We start from the raw sequence: 24,645 nt of genomic DNA, 5'->3' as shown, positions 1-24,645 counted from the left end.
CGCAGGGTCGGGGATGGGTGCGGCGGTTGCATAGCGAACTAGCGATGTCGCTATGTCTTCTTCGGCAGGACGCAGAGGCCGGCCCCGCGGGGCGGCGCGGGCGCCCGCGGGCGAAGCGGTGCGCGAGGCCCCGGACGCTCGCCGCCGCCGCGGCGCGGGCGGTGGAGCCGGGCCGCCTGCCGAGCGGTGGAAGAACCCTTCGGGGAGGCATGGGCTCTCTCGCTTGAGCTCGGACTGGCGCGGCTCGTCGAACGGGCCGCGCGCGACGCGGAGGAACGGATGGAGAGGAACCCCAACAGATTCTGGAACCCCTACGCCGGAGGCGTGGCGCTCGGGCTGGTGCTGCTCGTCACGTTCCTGCTCATGGGGAAGGGGCTCGGAGCCTCGGGCGCGACGTACCGGGTCGGCGTGTGGGCCGTGTCCGGCCTGGCGCCCGCGCACGCGGAGCGAGTGCCGGCCATCGCCGGCATGCTCGAGGACGGTCACCCGCTCGACGACTGGCTCGTGTTCGAGGTCGTGGGCGTCCTCATCGGCGGCGTCCTCGGCGCGATCACCTCGGGGCGCTTCTCGCGCGAGGTGCTGAAGGGCCCGAGCTTCTCGAGCGGCGGCCGGATCGGCTTCGCGATCGCGGGCGGCGTGATCATGGGGTTCGCCGCCAAGCTGTCGCGCGGCTGCACCTCGGGGCAGGCGCTCTCGGGCGGCGCGGCCATGTCGGTCGGGTCGTGGGCCTTCATGCTGTCGGTGTTCGCGGGCGGCTACGCGGTCGCCTACTTCCTGAGGAGGCAGTGGCGATGACGACGATCTTCCCCATCGAGGCGCTCTCCGACGAGCGCCGCGCCCTCGGCCTGGGCGTCGCGGTCGTCGTCGGGATCGCGTTCGGGTTCGTGCTCGAGCGCTCCGGCTTCGGGCGCGCCCAGAAGCTCGTCGGGCAGTTCTACGGCTACGACTTCACCGTCCTCAAGGTGATGTTCACGGCGATCGTGACGGCGATGCTCGGGCTCGTCGTGCTCTCCTCCGCGGGGGTCGTGGACCTCGCGGCCATCCAGTTCAACTACCCGACCTACCTCTGGCCGATGATCGTGGGCGGCCTGTTGCTCGGCGCGGGGTTCGTGATGTCCGGCTACTGCCCCGGCACCTCGCTCGTCGCGACCGCCTCCGGCAAGCTCGACGGCGTCTCGACGGTCTTCGGCGTGGTCGTGGGCGGCCTCGTGTACGCGCACGTCGAGCCGGCGCTCGGCGCGTTCCCGAACTCGGGCAAGCTCGGCGCGCTCTCGCTCTCCACCTGGCTCGGGCTCCCCGCGCCGATCGTCGCCGTCTTCGTCGTGGCGTTCGCGATCGCGGCCTTCTTCGCGGGCGAGCGCATCGAGCGCCTCGTCGCCGGAGCGGCCCTCGCCGAGAGCCCGTCGGGCGCGGCGAAGAAGTGGATCTTCGTCGGCCTGGTCGCGGTGGCCCTCGCCGGCGTCGCGATGCTCGCCCTGCCCACCGGCACCGCTGCGGCGCCCTGATCCCGCCGCCGCTCACCCCGCAGTCGACACAAGGAGAAGCAAGATGAAGAAGATCCTGTCCGCCCTCACCCTCGCCGTCGCCTTCACCCTCGCGACCGCGACCCCCGCGCACGCCGAGGAGAAGATGCTCGGCACGGTGACGAAGATCGACCTCGCCGGCGCGACGGCGACGGCGACGCTCAAGGACTCGAAGAGCGGCTCGCTCGTCGATCTGCTCGTGGACGACACCGTCACGCTCGACAAGTTCAAGGACAAGCGGATCGGCGTCGGCGACGAGATCAAGGCCAAGTTCGAGAAGAAGGACGGGAAGAACCACTCCACGTTCTTCAAGAAGGCCGGCGGCTGCTAGCGACGCTCTGGCTCCCCTCCAGAGGGCCGGAGCAGGGCTGCAGCGCACGTCCCCTTGCGCTGCAGCCCTTTTTTTCAGATCACACGCTGAACGGAGAGTGAAAATGCGCATCCTGTCCCGCACCCTCGCGCTCGCCGCGGCCCTCGCCGCCGCGCCCGCGCTCGCCGCCGAGCACCCCGGAAACGACGTCATCCGCGAGAAGGGCTACAAGGGCCCGGAGACCTGCGAGGAGTGCCACCCCGGCACGGCGAAGGCGTTCCTCGGGACCGTCCACTGGAAGCACGCGTCCAAGGTGACGAACGTGGACAACCTTGATCCCAAGCTCGAGTACGGGATGAAGAACCGCATCTACACGTTCTGCAACGGGAACGACGTCGTCAACGATCTCAAGGAGATCCCGCAGAACGCGCTCGGCAAGACGAAGCTCACCGGCTGCAACACCTGCCACCCCGGCAACCACCTCGCCGGCGTCGGCTCGGACGGCGCGGAGGCGGAGGCCGCCATCGACTGCCTGGTGTGCCACTCGGCCAAGTACGACTACTCGAAGCGCAAGCCCTACAAGACCCCCGACGGCAAGGTCGCGATCGGGCAGGACCGGAGCGTCGAGGCGGCCCTCGCGGTGGGCAAGCCCACCGTCAAGGCCTGCATGACCTGCCACGAGACGGCGGGCGGCGGCACGCTCATCAAGCGCGGCTTCGCGTTCGACGCCGAGCACGACGCGCACGCCGCGAAGGGCATGACCTGCGCCGACTGCCACAAGGCGAAGGACCACAAGATCCCGACGGGCTTCGATCCGAACAACTGGGCGAACGACGGCGTCCGCGTGGCCTGCGCCGACTGCCACGGCGCCAAGCCGCACAAGGACGCGGACTACGACGCGCACGTCGCGAAGATCGCCTGCCAGACCTGCCACATCCCGACCTCGGGCGGCGCGGTGGCGAAGGACTTCACGAAGTGGTCGAAGGACGCGTCGACGGGCTTCTGGGAGCCGTCCACCATCAAGCGGGAGCCGGCGGGCACGAAGCCGGTCTACGCGTGGTTCAACGGCTCCGTCCGGAACGAGCCGCACTTCATCGGCCCGAAGGGCAGCCGGGCCGACCCGAAGAGCAAGATCACCCCGTTCAAGATCTACGAGGGGCGCGCCTACTACGATCGCCGCACGGGCAAGCTCCTCTCCATGGACTTCGCCCAGCCGACGGCGACCGGTGACACGCTCGCGGGCGTCGCCTCCGCCGCGAAGACGCTCGGCCTGAAGAACGTCGACCCCGTCCCCGGCTGGCAGACCATCTACTTCGCGAACAGCCACCTCGTGACGAGGCAGAAGGCGCTGTCCTGCGATCGCTGCCACACCGCGAACGGGCAGCTCGACTTCGAGGCGCTGGGCTACTCGAAGGGCGAGATCGCCCGGCGCAAGCTGAAGAGCGCGGAGCTCTGGTTCGACCGGCTCCACGACAAGGAGCAGAAGAAGGAAGAGTTCTAGGTCCCCCGGCGCGGGCGGGCGCCCGACGCCCGTCCGCGCTATCCTGTCCCTCCGTGTCGAACCTTCGTCCAGAGCCCCCCCTCGCCTCCGACCCCGCCCGCGCCGGGCGGATCGCGGAGGTGCTGAAGGCCGTCGCGCACCCGCTGCGGCTGCGCATCGTCGCCTCGCTCTGCCGCGAGGAGCTGAACGTCTCGACGCTCGCGGAGCGCCTGGGCGCGAGCCAGGCGATCGTCTCCCAGCAGCTGCGCATCCTGCGCAGCCTCGGGCTCGTGGCCGCGACGCGCGAGGACGGCTTCGCGCGCTACCGGCTCGCCGAGCCGGCGCTGGAAGACCTCGTCTGCTGCATGGAGCGCTGCGAGCGCTGAATGACGGCTGGCGACGCGCGGTCGCCCTCGGTGCCGCGCATCGTCCCGCCGTTCAGGCGCCGTCGAGCTGCCGGTCCTGGCGGCCGGACGCCGAGGCGAGCCCGATGAGCATCGCGTAGACGAGGGCGACGACCGGGGTCGCGACGAGCACGGCGCGCGGCCCCTCGATGACGTGCCCCGCGTCGCCGGCGAAGTGGAGCGCGAGCTCGCAGGCCTGGCGCACCACGGTCGCCCCGACGGCGTACAGGCCGACCTGCCACCAGCGCGTCAGCCGCCACCCCACGATGAAGCAGGCGACGAGCTCCGGCGCGAAGAGGGCGCCCCACATCCAGCCTGGCACGGTCCCGGTGGCGGCGAGAGACGCCACGATGGCGCCGCGGTGGATGACGAAGTGCGAGAACGCGTGCGCGGCCAGGATGCCGCACAGCGACACCCCCAGCCAGGGCAGCTCGCCCCTGACGCTCCGGCCCCCATGTGTCATTCGGTCGCACTCCAGCATGGGGGCCGGAGTGGACGCAAATCCAAACGTGGACTAGCGAGCGCGGTCTCGTCCGCGCCCGCCGCCGGGCTGGCGGCCGGGCGCGTCGCCCGCGAACGCGGCGGAGAGCCAGCGCCAGAGCGCGGCGGGGGTCGGCGCGAGCCGCAGCGCGGCCCACCGCACCCGCCGAAGGTCCCGCCCGCGGGCGTGCCCCTCGAGTCCCCGGAGCAGGGAGCGCGCCTCCTCGCGCTCACCCTCGGCGGCGAGCGCCGGCGCGAGCGCGAGCCGCGCCTCGAGGTGCAGCGGCTCGAGCTCGAGCGCCCGGCGCAGGAGCGACACGGCGGCCGGGCGGCGCCGCGCCCGGGCGAGCGCGCGCCCGCCGTCCACGAGGGCACCCACCGCGTCGGCCCGGCGGCCCCGCAGCGCGTGCAGACGGGCGAGCTCGACGCGGAAGGCGGGCTCGAGGGGGAACACCCCGGTCGCCGTGGCGCACACCGCTGCGGCGCGATCGGTGAACCCCGCGGCGAGGTGGCGCTCCGCCGCGCGGCGGAAGCAGCGGGCGCCCTCGGCGCCCTGGCCGAGGCGCGCGAGCAGCGGAGCGAGCTTCACGTTCAGCGAGGGGTCCTCGGGGTCGTTGCGGAGGGCCTCGCGGTACCCGGCCACCGCCTTGCGGATGCGTCCGCGCGCCCGGGCGCGGTCGGCGGCGGCGACGATCTCGGCTCGCGTGCGCGGCCGGCGGCGGAAGAGCGGCACGGGGGGATGTTAGCCACGCACCGGCGCGGGGCTCCACCGCGATCTTCGTGGCGCCGGGTGCCCACACCGACCCCTGGGACCGTTGGACCGCCCAGGCGTGCGTGTTATGACCCGCCGGCTTGTCCGAGGAGATCCTCATCGTCGCCGGCGAGGCGAGCGCCGATCTGCACGCGGCGCGCGCGCTCGAGGAGCTCGCGGCGCTGCGGCCCGGGATCCACGCGTTCGGGGTCGGCGGTCCGCGGCTGCGCGCCGCGGGGCTCGAGGTGCTCGCGCCGGCGGAGGACATCTCGGTGATGGGGGTCGCCGAGGTGCTGCCGCGGCTGCCGCGGATCCTCGGGATCCTGCGCCTGCTCGCGCGCGCCGCCGCCGAGCGCCGCCCCAAGGCGGCCCTGCTCGTCGACCTGCCGGACTTCAACCTCCGCCTCGCGGCGAAGCTCAAGAAGCTCGGGATCCCCGTCGTCTACTACGTCTCGCCCACCATCTGGGCGTGGCGGAAGGGCAGGGCGAAGAAGATCGCGAAGGTCGTCGACCGGATGCTCTGCATCCTCCCGTTCGAGCCGAGCTTCTACGAGGGCACCGGCGTCCGGGCGCGCTTCGTCGGGCACCCCTTCGCGGAGCGGCCGCCGCCGGAGGCCCCGGACCGCTACCGCGCCGCCCTCGGACTCGCGAACGGCCGGACCACCGTCGCGCTCGTGCCGGGGAGCCGCGCGTCGGAGCTGAAGCGCCTCTTCGCGCCCATGCTCGAGGCCGCCGAGCGGATCAAGGCCGTCCACCCCGACGCGCAGTTCGTGGTGCCGGTCGCCCCGACCCTCCCGCGCGCCGCGCTCGAGCCGTACCTCGCCGTGCACCGCACCATCGAGGTGAAGCTCGTCGACGGGCGCACCGAGGAGGTGGTGGGCGCGAGCGACGCCGCCATCGTGAAGAGCGGCACCTCCACGCTCGAGACCGCGATCATGCTCCGGCCGATGGTCGTGGTGTACCGGCTCTCCTGGCTCACGTACGCGCTCGGCAGGATGCTCGTGCGCATCGCGCACTTCGCGCTCGTCAACATCCTCGCCGGCCGAAGCGTCGTCCCCGAGCTCCTGCAGGGAGAGGCGAGCCCGGCGCGCATGGCCGCGGAGATCGAGCGGCTCCTCGGCGATCGCGCGGTGCGCGACGCGCAGCTCGCGGCGCTGCAGGAGGTGCGCGACTCGCTCGGCGAGCCCGGCGCGCCCCGGCGCGTGGCGGAGGAGATCGTGGGGGTGATGTCATGACGGAGCGGCGCCCGGCGATCGTCTGCCTCCCCACCTACGACGAGCGCGAGAACCTCGAGCCCATCGTCGCGGGCATCCTCGCCGCCACGCCGGACGTGGACGTGCTCGTCGTGGACGACAGCTCGCCGGACGGCACGGGCGAGCTCGCCGACCGGCTCGCCGCGCGCGAGCCGCGCGTCCACGTGCTCCACCGCGCCGCGAAGCAGGGGCTCGGGAGGGCGTACCTCGCCGCCTTCGACTGGGCGCTCTCGCGCGGGTACGCCTACGTGCTCGAGATGGACGCCGACTTCTCGCACGACCCGCGCTACCTGCCGGCCCTGCTCGCTCGCGCCCGCAGCGACGCCGACCTCGTGCTCGGCTCGCGCTACGTCCCGGGCGGCGGGACGGTGAACTGGGGCCTCGGCCGCAAGCTCATCTCGCGCGGGGGCAGCCTCTACGCGCGGACCATCCTCGGCGTGCGCGTGCGCGACCTCACCGGCGGGTTCAAGTGCTTCCGGCGCGAGGTGCTCGAGGCGATCGACCTGCCGAGCGTCGAGTGCTCGGGCTACGCGTTCCAGATCGAGCTCACCTACCGCGCGCTCCGGCGGGGGTTCCGGGTGGTGGAGGTGCCGATCGTCTTCGCGGACCGGCGGGTGGGGCAGTCGAAGATGTCGCGCCGGATCGTGATCGAGGCGGTGCGCAAGGTCTGGTCGATCCGCCGCTCGGGGTTCGCGCGCCGCGCCGCGCCCGAGAAGTAGCCCCGCGCCGCGGCCGTCCGCGGTATCTTCCGCCCGCCTCGTCATGGGTGAGCTCCTCGGCCTCGGCCTCGTCTCGTTCTCGGCGATCTTCTTCGTCGTCGATCCGTTCTCTGCGGTGCCGTTCTTCCTCGCGATGACGAGGCGGCACAGCGCGGAGGAGCGGCGCGTCATCGCGCTCCGCGCGGCCATCGCCGCCGGCCTCGTGCTCGCCGCGTTCGCGCTCGCCGGCGCCTGGATCTTCAAGCTGCTCGGCATCAGCCTCGGCGCGTTCAAGATCGCCGGCGGGGTCGTGCTGCTCCTCCTCGCGCTCGACATGATCCGCACCCAGCCGTCCAGGACGCGCATCACCGAGGGTGAGGTGGAGGCGGGCGCCGACAAGGAGGACATCGCCATCGTGCCGCTCGCGATGCCGCTGCTCGCCGGGCCGGGGAGCATCGCGACCGCCGTCGTCCTCATGGCGCGCGCGCGGAGCGGGCCCTGGTGGCACGCCATCCCCGTGCTGGTCGCGATCGCGCTCACCGCCGCGGGGAGCTACGTGATCCTCGCAGGCGCCACGCGGACGGAGCGCGTGCTGGGGCGGACCGGCCTCGCCATCCTCGAGCGCGCGGCGGGCCTGCTGCTCGTCGCCATCGGCATCCAGTTCATGCTCGATGGGCTGTCCGAGTCCTTCGCCGGACGCCTGCTGGGTCCCTAGCGAGCACCCGGACGGGACGGGCGGGGCGTCTCGCAATGCCCTGTGGCCGTCTGTCACACTCGGCCTCCACCCCGGGAGGCCCGCATGTCGTCCACGGAGAGCTTCCGCCGCGCCCGCGACTTCCTCGTGCAGCACCGCGAGGACTACGAGACCGCCTACCGGGAGTTCCGCTGGCCGGCCCTCGATCGCTTCAACTGGGCGCTCGACTGGTTCGACATCGTCGCGGACGGCAACCCGCGGACGGCGCTGCACCTCGTGGAGGAGTACGGCGCGGAGGTGCGCCTCTCGTACGCCGAGCTGGCGGAGCGCTCCAACCGCGTCGCGATCTACCTCCGCCGCCACGGCGTCGAGCGCGGCGATCGCATCCTCATGATGCTGCCGAACTGCGTGCAGATCTGGGAGGTAATGCTCGCGGCCATGAAGCTCGGCGCGTGCGTCATCCCGGCGAGCACGCTGCTCACGCCGGAGGACCTCGTCGATCGCGTGGAGCGCGGCCGGGTGCGCCACGTCGTGACGGACCCCGCCGGCGCGGAGAAGATGCGGGCGCTCGACGGCGGGTTCGCGCGGCACGTCGTGGGCGAGCAGGTGCCGGGCTGGATCCCGTTCGAGCTCGCTTACGACGAGTCGTCGCTGTTCATCCCGCACGGCGAGACGATGTCCTCGGACCCGGTGCTGCTCTACTTCACGAGCGGCACCACCGCGAAGCCGAAGCTCGTCGTGCACACCCAGCGCAGCTACCCGGTGGGCCACCTCTCGACGATGTACTGGATCGGCCTGCGGGAGGGCGACGTGCACATGAACGTCTCGTCGCCGGGCTGGGCGAAGCACGCCTGGTCGAGCTTCTTCGCGCCGTTCAACGCCGGGGCGACGGTGTTCGTGCACAACTACGCGAGGTTCGTGCCGCGCGAGACGCTCGGCGTCCTGGAGCGGCACCAGATCACGACCCTGTGCGCGCCGCCCACCGTCTGGCGCATGCTCATCCTCGAGGATCTCTCCCGCCACCAGGTGAAGGTCCGCGAGGCGCTCTCGGCGGGCGAGCCGCTCAACCCCGAGGTGATCGAGAAGGTCCGGAAGGCCTGGGGCGTGACGATCCGCGACGGCTACGGCCAGACCGAGACCACGGCGCAGATCGGCAACTCGCCGGGCCAGCCGCTCAAGCCCGGCTCGATGGGCCGCCCGCTGCCGGGCTACCGCATCGCGCTGCTCGACGAGGAGGGGAACGACGCGCCCGAGGGCGAGCTCTCCATCACGCTCGACCCGCGCCCGGCCGGCGTCATGGCGGGCTACGAGCAGGACCCCAACCTGAACGAGTTCACGACGCGCCACGGCCATTACCACACGGGCGACGTCGCCGCCCGGGACGCGGGCGGGTACGTGACCTACGTCGGGCGGGCCGACGACGTCTTCAAGAGCTCCGATTACCGGATCAGCCCCTTCGAGCTCGAGAGCGCGCTCATCGAGCACGACGCCGTCGCGGAGGCGGCCGTCGTGCCGAGCCCCGACGCGGTGCGCGGCCTCGTCCCCAAGGCGTTCATCATCCTCAAGCCGGGGCGCGCGCCGGACCGCGAGCTCGCGCTCGAGCTCTTCCGGTTCCTGCGCCGGAGGCTCGCGCCGTACAAGCGCGTCCGCCGCCTGGAGTTCTCGGAGCTGCCCAAGACCGTCTCGGGCAAGATCCGGCGGGTCGAGCTGCGGCGCCGCGAGCAGGGCCGCGAGCCCGGGGCGCCGCGGGGCCCGCGCGAGTTCTGGCAGGACGACTTCCCGGAGATCGCCAGGGGCGATTGACGCGGGCGCGACGAACGGGCGCGGCCCTCTCGGGCCGCGTCTGCCGCGCGGTGAAGAACACGTGGCGCCGCGCATGCGTCTCGTTGCATCCTTCAACGCACACGCCCGCGCCCCGGGGCGCGGGGAAGCCGGAGACACGACATGGCCAACTCCCGCGTGATCCGCACCTTCTCCATCATCGGCGCCGACGGGGCGGGCAAGACCGCCCTCGTCGAGGCGCTCTGGCGCATCGCCGATCCGAAGCGGCCCCCGGGCGAAGCCTCCACCTCGCGCCTCGACGCCGAGCCCGAGGAGAAGAAGCGAAACTTCACGCTGGCGCTCCACCCCGAGAGCTTCGAGGAGGGCGGACGGGCGTTCCACGTGCTCGACTGCCCGGGGTTCGCCGCGTTCCTCACCGAGGTGGAGTGGGCGCTGCAGGTGACCGATGGCGCGGTGCTCGCCCTCTCGGCCGCCGACGGCGCGCACAACCGGGCCGAGCGCGCGTACGACGTGCTCGCCGACTCGGGCCGCCCGGCGATCGCGGTGATCACCCGGCTCGACCACGAGCAGGCCGACTTCGCGAGGACGCTCGCCGACGTGGAGTCCTCGCTCAAGGTGAAGCCGGTCCCGGTCCAGCTCCCGATCCTGCGCGGCGGCAAGTGCGCCGGCCTCGTGGACCTCGTCTCGATGAAGGCTCACCTGCACGACGGCAAGGGCCGGTACGAGGAGGGCGCGATCCCCGGCGAGCTCTCGGCCGAGGCGGAGCGCCTCCGCACCGCGCTCGTCGAGGCCGCCGCGGAGTCGGACGACGAGCTGCTCGGGAAGTACCTCGAGGGCGGGTCGCTCTCGGAGGAGGAGATCGCGCGCGGCCTCGCCCGGGGCGCAGCCGAGCAGCGCATCCTCGTCGTCGCGTGCACGTGCGCGAAGAGCGGCGTCGGCGTCCGCGAGCTGCTCGACCTCGTCGTTGGGATCGTCCCGGGCCCCGAGGCGCGCGAGGTGAAGGGCAAGGACCTCGCCGGCAAGGAGGTGACGCGCCCCGCCACCCCCGAGGCGCCGTTCTGCGGGCAGGTGTTCAAGACGACCATCGACCACTTCGCCGGGCGCGTCGACTACGTCCGGGTGTTCTCCGGCACCCTGAAGCACGACGCGAACGTGATGAACCCCAGGACCCGCAGCGAGGAGCGCGTCTCGCACCTGCACCGCACCGACGGGGCGCAGACGGCGGAGGTGCCCGAGGCGGGACCCGGCGAGTTCGTCGTGCTCATGAAGCTGAAGGACGCGCACACCGGCGACACGCTGTGCGACCCGGCCGCCCCCATCCTCCTGCCGCACTTCGCGCAGCACACCCGGCCGGTGTCGTACGCCGTCCACGCGAAGGCCGGCGACGACAAGGCCGCCGCGGCGCTGCAGAAGCTCATCGAGGAGGACCCCTCGCTCGAGCTGGCCCGCTCCCCGGACACGGGCGAGATGCTCCTCCAGGGCATGGGGCAGGCGCACATCGAGGTGACGGTGGAGCGCGTGAAGCGCAAGCACGGCGTCGAGGTCACGCTCGCGCCCCCGACGCCCGCGTATCTCGAGACCATCACCGCGCCGGCCAAGGCGCAGGGCAAGTTCAAGCGGCAGACCGGCGGGCACGGGCAGTACGGCGACGCCCACGTCGAGCTCGTGCCGAAGGCGCGCGGGGAGGGGTTCGAGTTCGAGGACGCCATCGTCGGCGGCGTGGTCCCGCGCCAGTTCATCCCCTCGGTCGAGAAGGGGATCCGCGGCGCCCTGCACTCCGGGCCGCTCGCCGGCTACCCGGTCGTCGACTTCAGGGCGAGGCTCGTGTTCGGCAGCTACCACGACGTGGACAGCTCCGACATGGCGTTCCAGGTGGCGGGCTCGATGGCGTTCAAGAAGGCCGTCCTCGAGGCGCGCCCGATCCTCCTCGAGCCCGTGATGAAGCTCGAGGTGCGCGTCCCCGAGGAGTACGTCGGCGCGGTGATGGGCGACCTGAACAGCCGGCGCGCGAAGGTGCAGGGCATGGAGCCGCTCGCGCGCGGGGTGCTCGTCCGCGCCCTCTGCCCGCACGCCGAGGCGATGACCTACGACGCCGACCTCCGCTCGCTCACGCAGGGCGTCGGGTACTTCACGATGGAGGCCTCGCACTACGACCCCGTCCCGCCGCCCATCGCGCAGAAGATCATCGAGCGGCGGCGGGCGGAGGGGAAGGTGAAGGGCCTCGAGGAGTGAGCGAGCCGCGCGCTGCGACGGTCGTCGCGAGCGCGACCCGTCGCTCAGCGCAGCGTCTCGCGGGCCCGGTGCTGCGGCCCCGAGCGCGTGCGACGGATCCCGCTCGGCTGCCGGTCGCGGCCCGGCCGCCCGCCGCCGCGCAGCGCCGCCGCGCCCACCGCGACGAGCCTCACGGCCTTGGCGGCGGGCCGACGCTCCGCGGCCTCGTGCGCCGCCTCGCGCGCGTCGCGCGCGCTCACGAAGTCGGGGACGCGCACGAGCACCGTGAAGCCCCCGCTCCCGCGATCACCCTCGCCGGCCGGACGCAGCCGGACCTCGGGCGCGCCCGGGCGGAACAGGTTCCCGCCCTTCTTCTTGGCCGCCGCCAGCACCGCCGCGGTCCTCGTCACCGCCTCGATCGCCTCCTCGAGCGCCGTGCCGCCGGGCGTGCCCTTGCCCGTGATCGCGATGCAGTGCTCGACGCCCGCCGGGTTCCGCCTCTGCTCCACCGTCCTCGCCATTGCGACCTCCGTGGCGCGCGGCGTGGGCCGCGCCCACGATCCGATTCGGCGCCGGCGGCGAGGGTGGGTCAACCGGGCCAGTGGGGGCGGCAGGCGGCCGGGCGGGCGGCCGGGTGGGTGAGGGTGCCGCCCGGACGGGGTAGCGTCGTCCTGCCCCCCGCGGACGTTCTGGCATAGGATGGCCGCGCCTTGCGCTCGTACCTGAGACTCCTCCGCTTCGTCGCGCCGTACAAGCTGACGCTCGCCGTCGCCATCCTCTGCATGGCGATCCTGTCGGTCACGACGGCCGCCTACGTGTACCTGCTCGGGCCGGCGCTCGAGTTCCTGTTCCGCGGGGACCCGCGGGCCCTCGGCAGCCTCGCCAAGTTCGTGCCGGCGTCGTGGGACGTCGCGGGCCAGCTCGCCCGGCTGGACCGCTCGACCATCCTCGGCATCCTGCCCGCGATCATCGTCGGCGTCGCCGCGCTGAAGGGCGTGGCCTACTTCGGGCAGTTCTACCTGATGGGGATGGTCGGGCAGCGGATGATCGCGGACGTCCGCCGCGCCCTCTTCGACCACCTCCTGCGGCTGTCGCCCGGCTTCTACACGCGCCGCCACTCCGGCGACATCCTCCAGCGCTTCTCGGCGGACGTGCTCTCGGTCGAGACCGCCGTCTCGAACGCGATCCCGAGCTACCTGCGCGACGGGCTCACCGTCATCGTGATGCTCGTCTCGTGCTTCGTCCTCGACTGGCGCATGTCGCTCGTCGCCTTCGGCGCGGTCCCCGTCACGCTCCTGCCGGTCGTGCGCCTCGCGAAGCGGCTGAAGCGCGTCACGGGCCACGCCCAGTCCACCGCCGGCGAGCTGTCCGAGATGGTGCAGGAGGCGGTGAGCGGGATGCGGGTCGTGCAGGCCTACGGGATGGAGCGCTGGGAGTCCGGCCGCTTCGCCGAGGCGAACGGGAAGCTCATCCGGATCCTGCGCCGCAGCTATCTCGTCCGGGCCTTCTCGTCGCCGCTCATGGAGATCATGGGGGCGGCGGGGCTCGCGGCCGCGATCTGGTGGGTCGGCGGGCGGATCCTGGCGGGGGAGCTCGAGCCGGGGAAGTTCTTCTCCTTCGTGGCGGCGGTGCTCCTCCTCTACACGCCCGTGAAGCAGCTCGGGCGCGTCGGGCAGATCGCGATGCAGGGCGCGGCGGCCGGCGACCGGATCTTCGAGATCCTCGACACGCCCTCCGCCGTGCCGGACGACGGCCGCGAGGTCCTCCCGCGGTTCGCGGAGGCGATCCGCTACGAGCGGGTGGCCTTCGCGTACGGCGATCGCCCGGTGCTGCACGGCCTCGACCTCGAGATCCGCAAGGGCGAGGTGGTGGCGCTCGTCGGCTCGTCCGGAGGCGGCAAGACGACCGTCGCGAACCTCCTGCCGCGCTTCTGGGACGTCACCGACGGCCGGATCACCGTCGACGGGAAGGACGTCCGCGACGTGACGCTCGCGAGCCTGCGCGCCCAGCTCGCGCTCGTGACGCAGGAGACGGTGCTCTTCAACGACACCATCCGCGCGAACATCGCCTACGGCCGTCCCGAGGTGGCGCAGGCCGACGTGGAGCGCGCGGCGCGGCTCGCGCAGGCGCACGGCTTCATCGAGGCGCTGCCTCACGGGTACGACACCCGCGTGGGGGAGAAGGGCGTCCTCCTCTCGGGCGGCCAGCGGCAGCGGATCGCGATCGCCCGCGCCTTCCTCAAGGACGCGCCCATCCTCGTGCTCGACGAGGCGACGAGCGCGCTCGACGCGGAGAGCGAGCGCGAGGTGCAGCGCGCGCTCGACTCCCTCATGGCCATCGAGGGCGGACGCCGCCGCACCACGCTCGTCATCGCGCACCGCCTCTCGACGGTGCGGAACGCCGACCGCATCGTGGTCCTCTCCGGCGGGCGCGTGGTCGAGCTCGGCACCCACGACGAGCTCGTCGCGCGCGGCGGCGAGTACGCGCGCCTCCACCGGATCTTCGAGGGCGAGGCGCGCGCGGAGGCGCGCGTGAGCGCGGGCTAGGCTTGAAGCGGATCGTCCTCGCCGCGGTCGTCCTCCTCCTCGCCGGCTACGCGGGGTTCGGCGCGATGGCGCTCCGGGAGCGCACGCTGCGCCGCTCCGGGGCCGCGCACGCCGACGCGGCGCGGGAGGGGCTGCGCGGCGCCTACCACGTGCACACCACCGCGAGCGACGGCCGCGGCTCGCTCGCGGAGGTGGTCGCCGCGGTGCGCGCCGCGGGCCTCGACTTCGTCGTGGTCACCGATCACAACGTCCGCGCCCCGGAGCGGGCGGAGTACCTCGACGGCGTCCTCGTGGTGCCCGCCACCGAGGTCTCGACCCCCTACGGACACGTGGTGGCGCTCGGGGTGCCGCGCGCGCTCACGCGGGAGGAGCGCGTCCGCGATCCCCTCGGCGCGATCGCCGCGCTCGGCGGCCAGGCGGTGCTGGCGCACCCGTTCCACCCGCGCCGGCCCTTCACCGGCTGGGGTCGGGGGCCGTGGCGCGGCTTCGAGGTCGTCTCGAACGACACGTCCTGGTACCGGGTGGTGACGGATCGCGCGGCCGGCAAGGTGGTGCGCGCCGCGGCGGCGCTGCCCTTCGACGGCGCCGGCGCCGTGCTCGCGCTCGCCGCCGATCCCGCGGACGAGCTCGCGCGCTTCGACGCCGAGGAGGGCGCCGCGCGCGGCCGCGGCGAGGTCCGCGTGCTCCTGTGCTCGGCCGACGCGCACGGCTACCCGGGCTACCGCGCGGCCTTCGAGGCGTTCTCGATGCGCGTGCCCGTGCGCCGGAGCGGGGACGCGGAGGCCGACGCGCGCGCGGTGACCGCGGCGCTCCTCGACGGCAGCGCGGCGTGCGTCTTCGACGGCGTCGCGCCGGCGGCGCGCGTCCGGCTCGGGCGCCCCGACCCGGAGACGATCGCGCTGTCGCTCGGCGCGCCCCCCGATCCGCGCGCCCGGTTCGCGCTCCTGCGCGACGGCCGCCCCGCGGGCGCGCTCGCCCCGGACGCGGACGGCGCCGCGTTCCGCTGCGACGGCCGGTGCGCCCCCGGCGACTACCGCGTGGAGGCCCGGATCGACGGCCGGCCGTGGATCTTCACGAACCCCTTGCGCATCGAGTAAAAGCGCCCCACGAGAGGTCCCGCCCTGCACCTCGTCTACGTCATCGCGAGCTACGCGCTCTTCGTCTTCGCGCTGCCGGTGCTGCTCACGCACCCGAAGCTGCGCCACGGCATCGCCCAGCGCCTCGGCCTCTACCGGCGCGGCCTCGACCTCGGCCGGGGCAGCCCGCGGGTCTGGCTGCACGGCGCGAGCGCCGGCGACCTCCTCTCGCTCCAGCCGATGATGCGGGAGCTGAAGCGGCGCCTGCCGGGCTCCTGCATCATCGTCACCACCATCACGAACAGCGGCCAGGAGATGGCGCGGAAGAAGCTCGCCGAGGCCGACGTGGTGCTGTACGCGCCGTACGATCTGTTCGGCGCGACCCGGCGCGCGGTCGCGGCGCTGAAGCCCGACCTCCTGGTGCTCGAGTACACGGAGATCTGGCCGAACCTCATCCGCGCCGCCCGCAAGGCGGGGGTGCGGATCGCGCTCACGAACGGCCGCTTCAACCCGGCGAAGCTCTCGCGCTACCGCGCGATGTTCCGCGCCATCCGGAACCCCCTCCGCCGCATCGACTGCTTCCTCATGCGCTCGGACGAGGAGGCGGAGCGGGCGCTCGCGCTCGGCGCCGCCCCCGATCGCGTGTGGGTGACCGGGAACACCAAGTTCGACGCGCTCGTGCTCGAAGGCGCGGAGGGCAAGGAGCAGGCGCTCCGTGCGGAGATGGGCCTCGACCCGACCGCGCCCGTCTTCATGGCCGGCTCCACCCACGAGGGCGAGGAGGAGCTCGTCCTCGGCGTGTACAAGGGGCTGCTCGAGCGCCACCCGCGCCTCCAGCTCGTCATCGCGCCGCGCTACCTCGAGCGCTGCGGCAAGATCATGGCGCTCGCGGCGGAGGCGGGGCTCGGCGTCCGCCTGCGCAGCGGCGGCGCGCCCGCGGGCCACGCGCAGGTCACGTTGCTCGACACCATCGGCGAGCTCTCGATCGCCTACCGCCTCGCGACGCTGGTCTTCGTGGGCGGGAGCTTCGTCACGCGCGGCGGGCAGAACGTGCTCGAGCCCGCGGCGCAGGGGAAGCCCGTGCTGTTCGGGCCGCACATGGAGAACTTCAAGGACTCGGTGCAGGTGCTGCAGGGGCGCGGCGGGATCCAGGTCGCCTCGCCCGAGCAGCTCCTCAAGGTGGCCGAGGAGCTGCTCTCGCGGCCCGACCAGCTCGAGGAGCTCGGCGCGCTGGCGCGCGGCTCGGTGACGTCGATCCGCGGCGCGAGCGCCCGCAACGTCGAGCACATGCTCTCCATGCTCCCGCGTGGAAAGGCGGCGGCGTGACGGATCCGGCGAGCATCCTCGTCGTCCGCTACAGCGCGCTCGGGGACGTCGTCCTCGCGACGAGCGTCCTCGAGCCCCTGCGCCGGCGCTTCCCCGCGGCGCGGATCGAGTGGGTGACGGACGCGCTCTACGCGCCGCTGCTCGAGGGGCTGCCGGAGCTCGCCCAGGTCCACCGGCTCGGGCGCGACGGCACGAACGGCGCGTGGGGGCTCGCCTCGAGCCTGCGCGGCCGGTTCGACGTCGCGATCGACCTCCAGCACAAGGCCCGCAGCGTCCTCGTGGCGCGCGCCGCCGCGCCGATGCGCGCCGCCTTCCGCCGCCGCTCCGCGCTGCAGGCGCTGCGGTCGGTCTTCGGGGCGGACCCGCCGCTCGTGCGCGCGCACCAGACCCGCCTCTACGCGGAGGCCCTCGCGCCGTTCGGCATCGGCGAGCCCGGCCGGATGAAGGTCGCGCTCTCGGCGCAGGCGCGGGCCCTCGCCGACGACGCGCTCGGCGCGGTGGACGGCTCCATCGTCGCCGTCGCCCCGGGCGCCCGCTGGGCCACGAAGCGCTGGGCGGCGGAGCGGTTCGCCGCGGTCGCGGACGCGCTCGCCGCCGAGGGCCACCGGATCGTGCTGTGCGGCGGGCCGGGCGACCGCGACGCGTTCGCCGCCTTCCGCGCCGCCGCCCGCTGCGAGGTGGCCGCCGACCTCTCGTTCCTGCCGCTCGACGCGCTCGCCGCCGCGCTCTCCCGCGTCCGGCTCCTCGTCGCGTGCGACTCGGGCCCCGTGCACCTCGCCACGGCGGTCGGCGTCCCGGCGCTCGCGCTCTTCGGCCCGACCTCGGCGGCGCGCTGGGGACCGCCCGCGCCGGGGCGGTCGCTCTCGCTGGCGCTCGCCTGCGCCCCGTGCTCGAACCACGGCGGGGACTACTGCCCCGAGGGCCACCACCGCTGCCTGCGCGATCTCGCGCCCGAGGCCGTGCTCGCGGCGTCCCGCGAGCTGCTCGCCCGATGAGCCTCGTGGAGCGGATCTGGTGGCGACCCCACGCCGCGCCCGGCGAGACCGCGCTGCTCGCGCCGCTCGTCCTCGCGGAGGGCCTGTTCCGGGTGGGCGCCGCGGCCCGCGGCGCGCTCTACGACCGCGGGCTGCTCGCCCAGGCGCGCGCCGGCGTTCCGGTCGTGTCGATCGGCAACGTCGCGGTCGGCGGCGCCGGCAAGACGCCCGCCGCCATCGCGGTCGCGAGCCGGCTCGCCGCGCGCGGCCGGCGCGTGGCGGTGCTCTCGCGCGGCTACGGCGCGTCGCGCGCCGACCCGCGCGTCGTCTCCGACGGGGTGCGGACGCTCCTCGGCGCGGACGAGGCGGGCGACGAGCCGGCGCTCCTCGCGCGCCGGCTGCCGGGCGTCGCCGTGCTGTGCGGTCCCCGCCGCGCCGCGCTCGCCGCCATGGCGGTCGCCACGCTCGGCGCCGACGCCCTCGTCCTCGACGACGGGTTCCAGCACCGCGCCCTCGCGCGCGACCTCGACGTCGTGGTGCTCGACGCAGCGAACCCGTTCGGCAACGGGCACCTGCTGCCGCGCGGCCCGAACCGCGAGCCTCGCGGGGCGATCCGGCGCGCGGGGCTCGTCTGGCTCTCCCGGGTGGACGGGGCGGACGCGGCGGCGCTCACGGCGCTGCGCGCGCTGGCGCTCGACGCCACCGGCCGCGCGCCGGTCGAGTCGCGGCACGCGCCGGTCGACGTGGTCGACGGGACGCTCGGGCGGAGCCTCGGCCTCGGCGCGCTGCGCGGGGAGCGCGTGATCGCCGTGTCCGGGCTCGCGCGGCCCGGCGCGTTCCTCGGCACCCTCGCCGGGCTCGGCGCCGAGGTGGTCGCGGAGCGGGCCTTCCCCGACCACCACCGGTTCACCGAGCGCGAGCTCGACGACGTCCTCCGCGCCGCGGAGGCCGCCCGCGCGCGCGTGGTCATGACCGAGAAGGACGCCGTCCGGCTCGCGCCGGCCCGCGCCGCCGAGCCGCGCCTGTGCGCGGTGCGCATCGACGCGGAGCTCGTCCGGGGGGAGGCGGTCCTCGCCGAGGTCCTCGACGCAGCGCTCACGGTCCACGCCGGTTCCTCTCGCAGCGCTGGGTGACTCGCATGCGCCTCCTCGGCTTCTTCCTCGCCCGCCTCCCGCCCCGCGTCGTCGCGGCGCTCGGCGCAGCCCTCGGCTGGCTCGCCTGGACGAGCCGGATCCGCCGGCGCGTGGTGCTCGACAACCTCCGGCTCGCCTTCCCCGAGAAGACCGAGGGCGAGCGCAGAGACATCGCGCGCCGCACCTACCGCAACTTCGGGCAGATGATCCCGGACTTCTTCCGCGTGCCGTCCCTCTCGCGCGAGGAGCTCGAGGGCATCTTCGTGCACGAGGGCTGGGACCGGTTCGAGGAGGCGCGCGCGCGCGGGAAGGGGGTCATCGCCGCGACGGGGCACTTCGGGAACTTCGAGGTGCTGGCCGCCGCCCACACGCTGCGCGGCGTCCCCATCACCATGATCACGCGCGAGATGGGCAAGTCGGGCGCGAACGACCTCTGGCGAAAGGCGCGGCTCCGCGCCGGCGTCGAGGATCTCGTGGTCACGCGGGGCAGCACGCTCTCGGCCGCGATCCGCTCGCTCAAGGCGGGGCGCGTGCTCGGCTACGTCATCGACCAGAACCAGCCGCGCCGGCGCGCCATCTTCCCGACCTTCTTCGGCGTCCCGGCCGCGACCGCCGCGACCCCGGCGCTGCTCGCGATGCGCACCGGGGCGGCCGTGGTCTTCACGGTCTCCGTCCCGCTCGGCGACGGGCGCCACAAGGTCGTCATCGAGGGGCCCCTCGCGGTGCCCGACACCGGCGACCGAGACGCGGACGCGCTCGCGTTCATGCAGGATCTGAACGACCGGCTCGAGCGCTGGATCCGCCTCTACCCCGACCGCTGGTACTGGCTCCACCGCCGGTGGAAGACGCGGCCGGAGGGCGAGGCCGCGGGTCCCCCGGCGGCCGCCTCCGCATTGACGCGCGCGGACGGCGCGCGGTAGGAAACGCGCGTGCGCCGCCCCCGAGAGAACCTCCTGCCCTCGCTCGCCGGCCTGCTCCCCTCGTTCGCGCGGACCGAGGTGGTGGTGGTGGGCGACTTCGTCGCGGACGAGTACGTCTACGGCGAGACGGAGCGGATCAGCCGCGAGGCGCCGGTCCTCATCGTGCGCTACGAGGCCTCCGAGCTGAAGGCCGGCGGGGCCGGCAACGCCGCGCAGAACCTCGCCGCGCTCGGCGTGAAGGTCCGCGCCGTGGGGGTCGTCGGGGACGACGCGCTCGGCACCGCGCTCCTCGACGAGCTCGAGGGCGGCGGCATCGACGTCTCGGGGCTGATCCGCGTCGCGGGCCGTCCCACCGAGGCGAAGACGCGGATCCTGGCCGGCGGCCGCTCGAGCCGGCGCCAGCAGATGATCCGCCTCGACCGCGCGCCCCGCGAGCCGCTCTCCGCGGCGGTCCAGAAGCGGCTCGTCCGCGAGCTCGAGAAGCACGGGCGCTCGGCCCAGGCGATCCTCGCGAGCGACTACGGCTCGGGCACGGTCCACGCCGACGCCATCGAGGCGCTCCGCCGGTTGAAGCGAGGCGGGGTCCCGGTCTGCGTCGACTCGCGCTACCAGCTGCGCGCCTACACCGGCCTCACCATGGTGAAGCCGAACGAGGTCGAGCTCGAGGCGGCGTCCGGCGTGCCGCTCGGCGAGCCGGGCGCCCTCGAGCGCGCCGCGCGCACCCTCCAGAAGCGCGTGGACTGCGAGGTGCTGCTCGTCACCCGCGGGCGAAACGGCATGTCCGTCTTCCGCAAGGGGCTGCCGCCCGTGCACGTCCCCGCGCACGGCAGCCAGGACGCCGTGGACGTGACCGGCGCGGGCGACACCGTCGCCGCCACCTTCAGCGCGGGCCTCGCCGCAGGGGGCGATGCGGTGACGGCCGCGCGCCTCGCGAACGTGGCGGGCTCGCTCGTCGTGCAGAAGCCGGGGACCGCCACCGTGTCGCGCGACGAGCTCGCCGCGGAGCTCCTCCGCCCATGAGGTCCGACTTGAGCGCCTCGAAGCGCGTCGCCCTCGACGAGCTCCCGGCCGTGCGGGCCGCCGCGACCGCGGCCGGCCGGACCATCGCGCTCGCGAACGGCGTCTTCGACCTCTTCCACGTGGGACACCTCCGCTACCTGCAGGGCGCGAAGGCGGAGGCGGACCTGCTCGTCGTCGCGGTGAACAGCGACGCCTCCACGCGCGCGAACAAGGGGCCCGGGCGGCCGGTCGTCCCGGAGACGGAGCGCGCCGAGATCCTCGAGGCGCTCACCTGCGTGGATCACGTGGTCCTCTTCGACTCGAAGGACGTGGTCCCGGTGATCCGCGCGCTCCGCCCGGACGTGCAGGTGAAGGGCACCGACTACACGCCCGACACGATCCCCGAGGCGGCCGAGGTGCGCTCCTACGGCGGCCGCGTGGCGGTCGCGGGCGATCCCAAGGACCACTCCACCACCGAGCTCATCGGCAAGCTCGAGGCGACGCGCCGGTAGGCGGGCGCGCGGCGGCCGGCGTGCGGGTCCTGGAGCTCCTCTCGTCGGCGTGGTGGACCGGCCCGGCCGAGCCGATGGCCTCGGTGGCGCGGGCGCTCCTCGCGCACGGCCACGAGGTGGAGCTCGCGGTCGAGACGCTCCGCCCCGGCAACCTCGTCGAGCGGCTCCGCGCCGAGGGGCTCGCGGTGCGCAGCGACCTCGCGCTCTCCCCGAAGTCCGGGCCCGTCCGCTACCTCCGCGACGTCGGCCGCCTCGCCGCGCTCGCGCGCGGGGGCGTGGACGTGCTGCACGCGAACTTCTCGCACGATCACGTGCTGGCGCTGCTCGCCGCGGGCGCCGGCGGCCGGGCGCGCGTCGTGCGGACGGTGCACGCCGCGCGCGCCCTCGCCCGGGGCGGCGTGCAGGGCCTCGCGTTCCGGCGCACCGACGGCCTCGTGGCGGTGTGCGAGGCCCACGCGCGGGTCCTCGTCGAGCGCTTTCGCGTCCCGGAGGCGCGGGTGCTCGCCACGCGCGGCGCGGTGGACGCGGGGACGTTCACGCCGGAGGGCCCCGACCTGCGCGAGGAGCTCGGCATCGCGGCCGGAGCGCCGGTCGCCGGCATCGTCTCGCGGATCAAGCCCCGCCGCGGCCACGAGGATCTCGTGGACGCCTTCCGCGGGGTGGCCGACCGGCTCCCCGAGGCGCGGCTCGTCGTGGTCGGGCGGGGGGAGGGGGAGGAGGCGCTCCGGGTGCGGGTCGCGCACCGCGGGCTCCAGCGGAACGTCGTCTTCGCCGGGTACCGGGCAGGGGCCGAGCTCGCCGCGGCGTACCGGACGCTGGACGCGAAGGTGCTGCTCGCGGAGGGGAACGACGGCACCTGCCGCGCGCTGCTCGAGGGCATGGCCGCGGGGCGGCCGGGGGTGGCGTACCGCTTCGGCGCGCCCGCGGAGGCGATCGTCGACGGGTCGACGGGGCTCCTCGTCCCGCAGGGCGACGTCGCCGCGCTCGCCGACGCCCTCGTGGAGCTCCTCGGCGCGCCTGCCCGCGCGAAGGCCATGGGGCGGGCCGCGCGCGAGCGCATGACCACCGCGTTCACGGAGACCGCGCGAGGCGACGCGATCGCCGCGTTCCTCGCCGAGATCCTGGCCTTGCCGCCCGCCGGACGCGCGGCGTAATCTCCGCGCCGGAGGTTTTCGATGGCGCTCGCGCCCGAGCTGAAGGAGATCCTCGCCTGCCCGCGCTGCAAGGGCGATCTCGAGTTCCGCGAGGAGCTCCGGGAGATCCGCTGCCACGCGTGCCGGCTGGTCTTCCGCATCGAGGACGACATCCCGGTGATGCTGCTCGACGAGGCGCGGCCGCTCGGCGATCGTCCGCCCGGCCGCTCCGGAGAGGGCGGCGGCGCGCCTTGACGCTCCCGGTGGGCGACGCTACGGTCCGCGCCCATGAATTGCCCCGGGGTGGAGCGATGATCCGCAGCATGACGGGCTACGGCGCCGGCCACGGCGCGGCCGCGGGCGAGGAGCTCGACGTCGAGGTCCGCTCCGTCAACCACAAGTTCTGCGAGGTGAAGGTCCGGCTGCCGCGCGAGTACGCGGCGCTCGAGCTCGAGGCGGCGAAGGCCGTGAAGGATCGGCTCGCGCGCGGGAGCGTGGACGTGTCGATCCGGCGCGCCGCGGGCGCGGGCGGCCTCGCGCCGCGGGTGGACGTCCAGCTCGCCGAGGCGTACGCGCGCGCCTTCGCCGAGCTCCAGGCGCGCCTCGGCCTCGCCGCCGGCGCGACGCTCGCCGACATCCTCGCCGCGGACGGCGTGGTGCGGCTCGAAGAGCGCGACGTGAACCTCGACGGCGCGCGCGAGGCCCTGCGGGCCGGCCTCGGGGCGGCGCTCGAGGCGCTCCTCGAGATGCGCGCCCGCGAGGGCGAGGCGCTGGCCCGCGATCTCGCCGCGCGGCTCGCGACGGTCGAGGCGCTGGCGGCGCGGGTCGCGGTGCTCGCGCCCCAGGCGGTGGAGCACCACCGCGCGCGGCTCGAGGAGCGGCTCGCCGAGCTCGCGCGCGGGGTGGCGCTCGACCCGGCGCGGCTGGCGCAGGAGGTCGCGCTGCTCGCCGACCGGAGCGACGTCGCGGAGGAGCTCACGCGCCTCGCGAGCCACGCCGCGCAGGTGCGCGCGCTCCTCGGGGGCGGCGAGCCCGCCGGGCGCAAGCTCGACTTCCTCGTCCAGGAGATGCACCGCGAGGTGAACACGGTCGGCTCCAAGTCGCAGAGCGCCGAGATCGCCGGCGTGGTCGTCGCGCTCAAGGCCGAGATCGAGCGCATGCGCGAGCAGGTGCAGAATGTCGAGTGAGGCCTCCCCCGCGCCCGGGCTGCTCCTCGTCCTCTCCGCGCCCTCCGGCGCCGGCAAGACCACGCTCGCGCACCGCTTCCGCGCGACGCACCCCGACGCGGTGTTCTCGATCTCCGCGACGACGCGCGCGCCGCGCGGCGACGAGCGCGACGGGGTGGACTACCACTTCGTCACGCCGGAGCGCTTCGCCGAGCTCGTCCGGGAGGGCGCCTTCGCCGAGTGGGCGGAGGTCCACGCCAGGCGCTACGGCACGCTCCGTCACACGGTCGACGCCGCGCTCGCGGCGGGACGCATCGCGCTGTTCGACATCGACGTCCAGGGCGGCGCCCAGATCCGCGCGGCCTGGCCCGACGCGGCGGCGACGGTGCTCGTGCTCCCTCCCGACGAGGCCGAGCTGGAGCGCCGGCTGCGCGGCCGCTCCACCGACGCCGAGGACGTGATCCGGCGGCGGCTCGCGGCCGCGCACGACGAGATCGCGCGCGGGCTCCAGACCTACGAGTTCGTCGTGGTGAACGACGAGCTCGAGGACGCGCTCGCGAAGCTCGACGCGATCGCCGCGCACGTGCGCGCGCGCCGCGCCGGGAGGCGCGATCCCGGCGCAGCGGAGACCGCGGAGCGCTGCCTGCGCGAGCGCGCGGATCTGCGCGGCTGGGCGCGCTGACGCGCGAGCAGGGGAGGGGAGGAGGCCTCGACGGCTTGACTCCCTCTCGGGACGCGGGTACAACGCGCACCCCTCGCGGCGGCGGGCTCACGGACGGCGGACAGCACGATCCGGAGCCAGCTTGACGGGAGGGGAGAGCGGGGGTAGAAGCTGCCCCCGGTTCTGGTGGAAACCCGGCAGCAAGCATCCGAAGTAGCAGGGTTTCTTCCTTGACGTACCCCCGGGAGGCGGCTACAAGACGCCCCCTCCCAGGCTCGGCCGAACGGATGATTCGGACGCGCTTGACGGGGTGCCCGATGGAGGGTAGAAGCTGCGCCCTCCTCGAGCTCGAACGCGACACGGCTGAACGTCGCGAGGGGCTTGACGGGCGGAGGCGGGTCGGCTAGAAACCGACTCCCTCACGAAAGGGCGGGTTCCGAGTTGCTCGGAATCAGCCCTGGACACTGGGACGGCAAGCTGCTAAACACGCCGCCCTCGCTGACGGAACGGATTGTCCTCGAGACACCGCGCAAGTCAGGCCCGAGCCGGAGACGGATCGGGAGGGTTCGTTCGGTCTTTGAAAACTGAATAGCAAGCCTACGACGGAATGCGG

Annotated in this window: 25 protein-coding genes; 22 read left to right on the top strand and 3 right to left on the bottom strand. The window is 74.2% G+C overall.

Annotated elements, in window-relative coordinates:
• Positions 1–186: 186 nt before the first annotated feature.
• From MLV88_RS11270 to MLV88_RS11250, 5 genes are all read left to right on the top strand, one after another.
• The gene (locus MLV88_RS11270; RefSeq protein ID WP_308197046.1) at positions 187–795 is read left to right on the top strand and encodes a YeeE/YedE thiosulfate transporter family protein; all 609 of its coding nucleotides are present in this window, start codon (positions 187–189) and stop codon (positions 793–795) included.
• Positions 792–1,505 (top strand): YeeE/YedE thiosulfate transporter family protein, encoded by a 714-nt coding sequence (locus MLV88_RS11265; RefSeq protein WP_242335880.1) that lies wholly within the window; start codon positions 792–794, stop codon positions 1,503–1,505. The genes MLV88_RS11270 and MLV88_RS11265 overlap by 4 nt, the downstream gene beginning before the upstream one ends.
• 43 nt (positions 1,506–1,548) lie before the next feature.
• Complete coding sequence (locus MLV88_RS11260) at positions 1,549–1,854, top strand: hypothetical protein (protein ID WP_242335883.1); 306 nt, start codon at positions 1,549–1,551, stop codon at positions 1,852–1,854.
• Between the two features lie 103 nt (positions 1,855–1,957).
• Positions 1,958–3,334, top strand: coding sequence for a cytochrome c3 family protein (locus tag MLV88_RS11255; RefSeq protein WP_242335886.1), 1,377 nt, complete (start codon positions 1,958–1,960; stop codon positions 3,332–3,334).
• 53 nt (positions 3,335–3,387) lie between these two features.
• Positions 3,388–3,699: an ArsR/SmtB family transcription factor gene (locus MLV88_RS11250; protein WP_242335889.1), complete on the top strand. Its 312-nt coding sequence runs from the start codon at positions 3,388–3,390 to the stop codon at positions 3,697–3,699.
• 52 nt (positions 3,700–3,751) lie between these two features.
• On the opposite strand, the gene MLV88_RS11245 is transcribed toward MLV88_RS11250, so the two are convergent.
• Positions 3,752–4,180, bottom strand: a complete 429-nt coding sequence (locus tag MLV88_RS11245; RefSeq protein WP_242335892.1) for a hypothetical protein — start codon at positions 4,178–4,180, stop codon at positions 3,752–3,754.
• A gap of 51 nt (positions 4,181–4,231) precedes the next feature.
• Positions 4,232–4,930, bottom strand: coding sequence for a tetratricopeptide repeat protein (locus tag MLV88_RS11240; RefSeq protein WP_243337526.1), 699 nt, complete (start codon positions 4,928–4,930; stop codon positions 4,232–4,234).
• A 119-nt stretch (positions 4,931–5,049) separates the two neighbouring features.
• Here MLV88_RS11240 and lpxB point away from each other — a divergent pair, with 119 nt between their 5' ends.
• The 5 genes from lpxB (at position 5,050) to MLV88_RS11215 (ending at position 11,607) form a co-directional block, all read left to right on the top strand.
• Complete coding sequence (lpxB, locus tag MLV88_RS11235) at positions 5,050–6,183, top strand: lipid-A-disaccharide synthase (protein ID WP_242340407.1); 1,134 nt, start codon at positions 5,050–5,052, stop codon at positions 6,181–6,183.
• Positions 6,180–6,920 (top strand): polyprenol monophosphomannose synthase, encoded by a 741-nt coding sequence (locus MLV88_RS11230; RefSeq protein WP_242340406.1) that lies wholly within the window; start codon positions 6,180–6,182, stop codon positions 6,918–6,920. Before lpxB ends, MLV88_RS11230 begins: the two co-directional genes overlap by 4 nt.
• Before the next feature lie 43 nt (positions 6,921–6,963).
• Positions 6,964–7,614, top strand: a complete 651-nt coding sequence (locus tag MLV88_RS11225; protein ID WP_242356316.1) for a MarC family protein — start codon at positions 6,964–6,966, stop codon at positions 7,612–7,614.
• Between the two features lie 84 nt (positions 7,615–7,698).
• The gene (locus MLV88_RS11220) at positions 7,699–9,396 is read left to right on the top strand and encodes an AMP-binding protein (protein ID WP_242340404.1); all 1,698 of its coding nucleotides are present in this window, start codon (positions 7,699–7,701) and stop codon (positions 9,394–9,396) included.
• 141 nt (positions 9,397–9,537) lie between these two features.
• Positions 9,538–11,607: an elongation factor G gene (locus MLV88_RS11215; RefSeq protein WP_242340403.1), complete on the top strand. Its 2,070-nt coding sequence runs from the start codon at positions 9,538–9,540 to the stop codon at positions 11,605–11,607.
• 44 nt (positions 11,608–11,651) lie between these two features.
• Here the strand turns inward: MLV88_RS11215 and MLV88_RS11210 are convergent, their stop codons facing one another.
• Complete coding sequence (locus MLV88_RS11210) at positions 11,652–12,107, bottom strand: hypothetical protein (RefSeq protein ID WP_242340402.1); 456 nt, start codon at positions 12,105–12,107, stop codon at positions 11,652–11,654.
• Positions 12,108–12,296: 189 nt separating this feature from the next.
• Here MLV88_RS11210 and MLV88_RS11205 point away from each other — a divergent pair, with 189 nt between their 5' ends.
• Genes MLV88_RS11205 through gmk form a run of 12 tightly spaced genes read left to right on the top strand, consistent with a single transcriptional unit; the run spans position 12,297 to position 24,053 of the window.
• Positions 12,297–14,132 (top strand): ABC transporter ATP-binding protein, encoded by a 1,836-nt coding sequence (locus tag MLV88_RS11205; protein WP_242340401.1) that lies wholly within the window; start codon positions 12,297–12,299, stop codon positions 14,130–14,132.
• Between the two features lie 2 nt (positions 14,133–14,134).
• On the top strand, positions 14,135–15,229 hold the full coding sequence (locus MLV88_RS11200; RefSeq protein ID WP_243337524.1) for a CehA/McbA family metallohydrolase domain-containing protein: 1,095 nt from the start codon (positions 14,135–14,137) through the stop codon (positions 15,227–15,229).
• Positions 15,230–15,253: 24 nt separating this feature from the next.
• A complete protein-coding gene (locus tag MLV88_RS11195; RefSeq protein WP_242340409.1) occupies positions 15,254–16,534 on the top strand; it encodes a 3-deoxy-D-manno-octulosonic acid transferase in 1,281 nt (426 codons plus the stop codon).
• Positions 16,531–17,529, top strand: a complete 999-nt coding sequence (locus MLV88_RS11190) for a glycosyltransferase family 9 protein (RefSeq protein ID WP_242340399.1) — start codon at positions 16,531–16,533, stop codon at positions 17,527–17,529. Before MLV88_RS11195 ends, MLV88_RS11190 begins: the two co-directional genes overlap by 4 nt.
• Positions 17,526–18,641: a tetraacyldisaccharide 4'-kinase gene (gene lpxK / locus MLV88_RS11185; RefSeq protein WP_243337523.1), complete on the top strand. Its 1,116-nt coding sequence runs from the start codon at positions 17,526–17,528 to the stop codon at positions 18,639–18,641. Before MLV88_RS11190 ends, lpxK begins: the two co-directional genes overlap by 4 nt.
• 5 nt (positions 18,642–18,646) lie before the next feature.
• On the top strand, positions 18,647–19,561 hold the full coding sequence (locus MLV88_RS11180) for a lysophospholipid acyltransferase family protein (protein ID WP_242356322.1): 915 nt from the start codon (positions 18,647–18,649) through the stop codon (positions 19,559–19,561).
• Positions 19,562–19,570: 9 nt separating this feature from the next.
• Entirely contained in the window at positions 19,571–20,581 is a 1,011-nt protein-coding gene (locus MLV88_RS11175; protein ID WP_242340396.1) for a bifunctional heptose 7-phosphate kinase/heptose 1-phosphate adenyltransferase, read from the top strand.
• 8 nt (positions 20,582–20,589) lie between these two features.
• Positions 20,590–21,072: an adenylyltransferase/cytidyltransferase family protein gene (locus tag MLV88_RS11170; RefSeq protein WP_277957340.1), complete on the top strand. Its 483-nt coding sequence runs from the start codon at positions 20,590–20,592 to the stop codon at positions 21,070–21,072.
• Between the two features lie 20 nt (positions 21,073–21,092).
• Complete coding sequence (locus MLV88_RS11165) at positions 21,093–22,226, top strand: glycosyltransferase family 4 protein (protein ID WP_243337522.1); 1,134 nt, start codon at positions 21,093–21,095, stop codon at positions 22,224–22,226.
• A 21-nt stretch (positions 22,227–22,247) separates the two neighbouring features.
• On the top strand, positions 22,248–22,460 hold the full coding sequence (locus MLV88_RS11160) for a Trm112 family protein (RefSeq protein ID WP_242340393.1): 213 nt from the start codon (positions 22,248–22,250) through the stop codon (positions 22,458–22,460).
• Positions 22,461–22,516: 56 nt separating this feature from the next.
• Positions 22,517–23,392, top strand: coding sequence for a YicC/YloC family endoribonuclease (locus MLV88_RS11155; RefSeq protein WP_243337521.1), 876 nt, complete (start codon positions 22,517–22,519; stop codon positions 23,390–23,392).
• The gene (gmk, locus tag MLV88_RS11150; protein WP_242340391.1) at positions 23,382–24,053 is read left to right on the top strand and encodes a guanylate kinase; all 672 of its coding nucleotides are present in this window, start codon (positions 23,382–23,384) and stop codon (positions 24,051–24,053) included. Before MLV88_RS11155 ends, gmk begins: the two co-directional genes overlap by 11 nt.
• The last annotated feature ends 592 nt before the right edge of the window (positions 24,054–24,645 follow it).

This window comes from Anaeromyxobacter soli (assembly GCF_022808855.1).
GTDB classification, from domain to species: domain Bacteria; phylum Myxococcota; class Myxococcia; order Myxococcales; family Anaeromyxobacteraceae; genus Anaeromyxobacter; species Anaeromyxobacter soli.
Note: the sequence above shows the minus strand (reverse complement) of the source record. Positions and strands in the feature narration are given on the sequence as shown.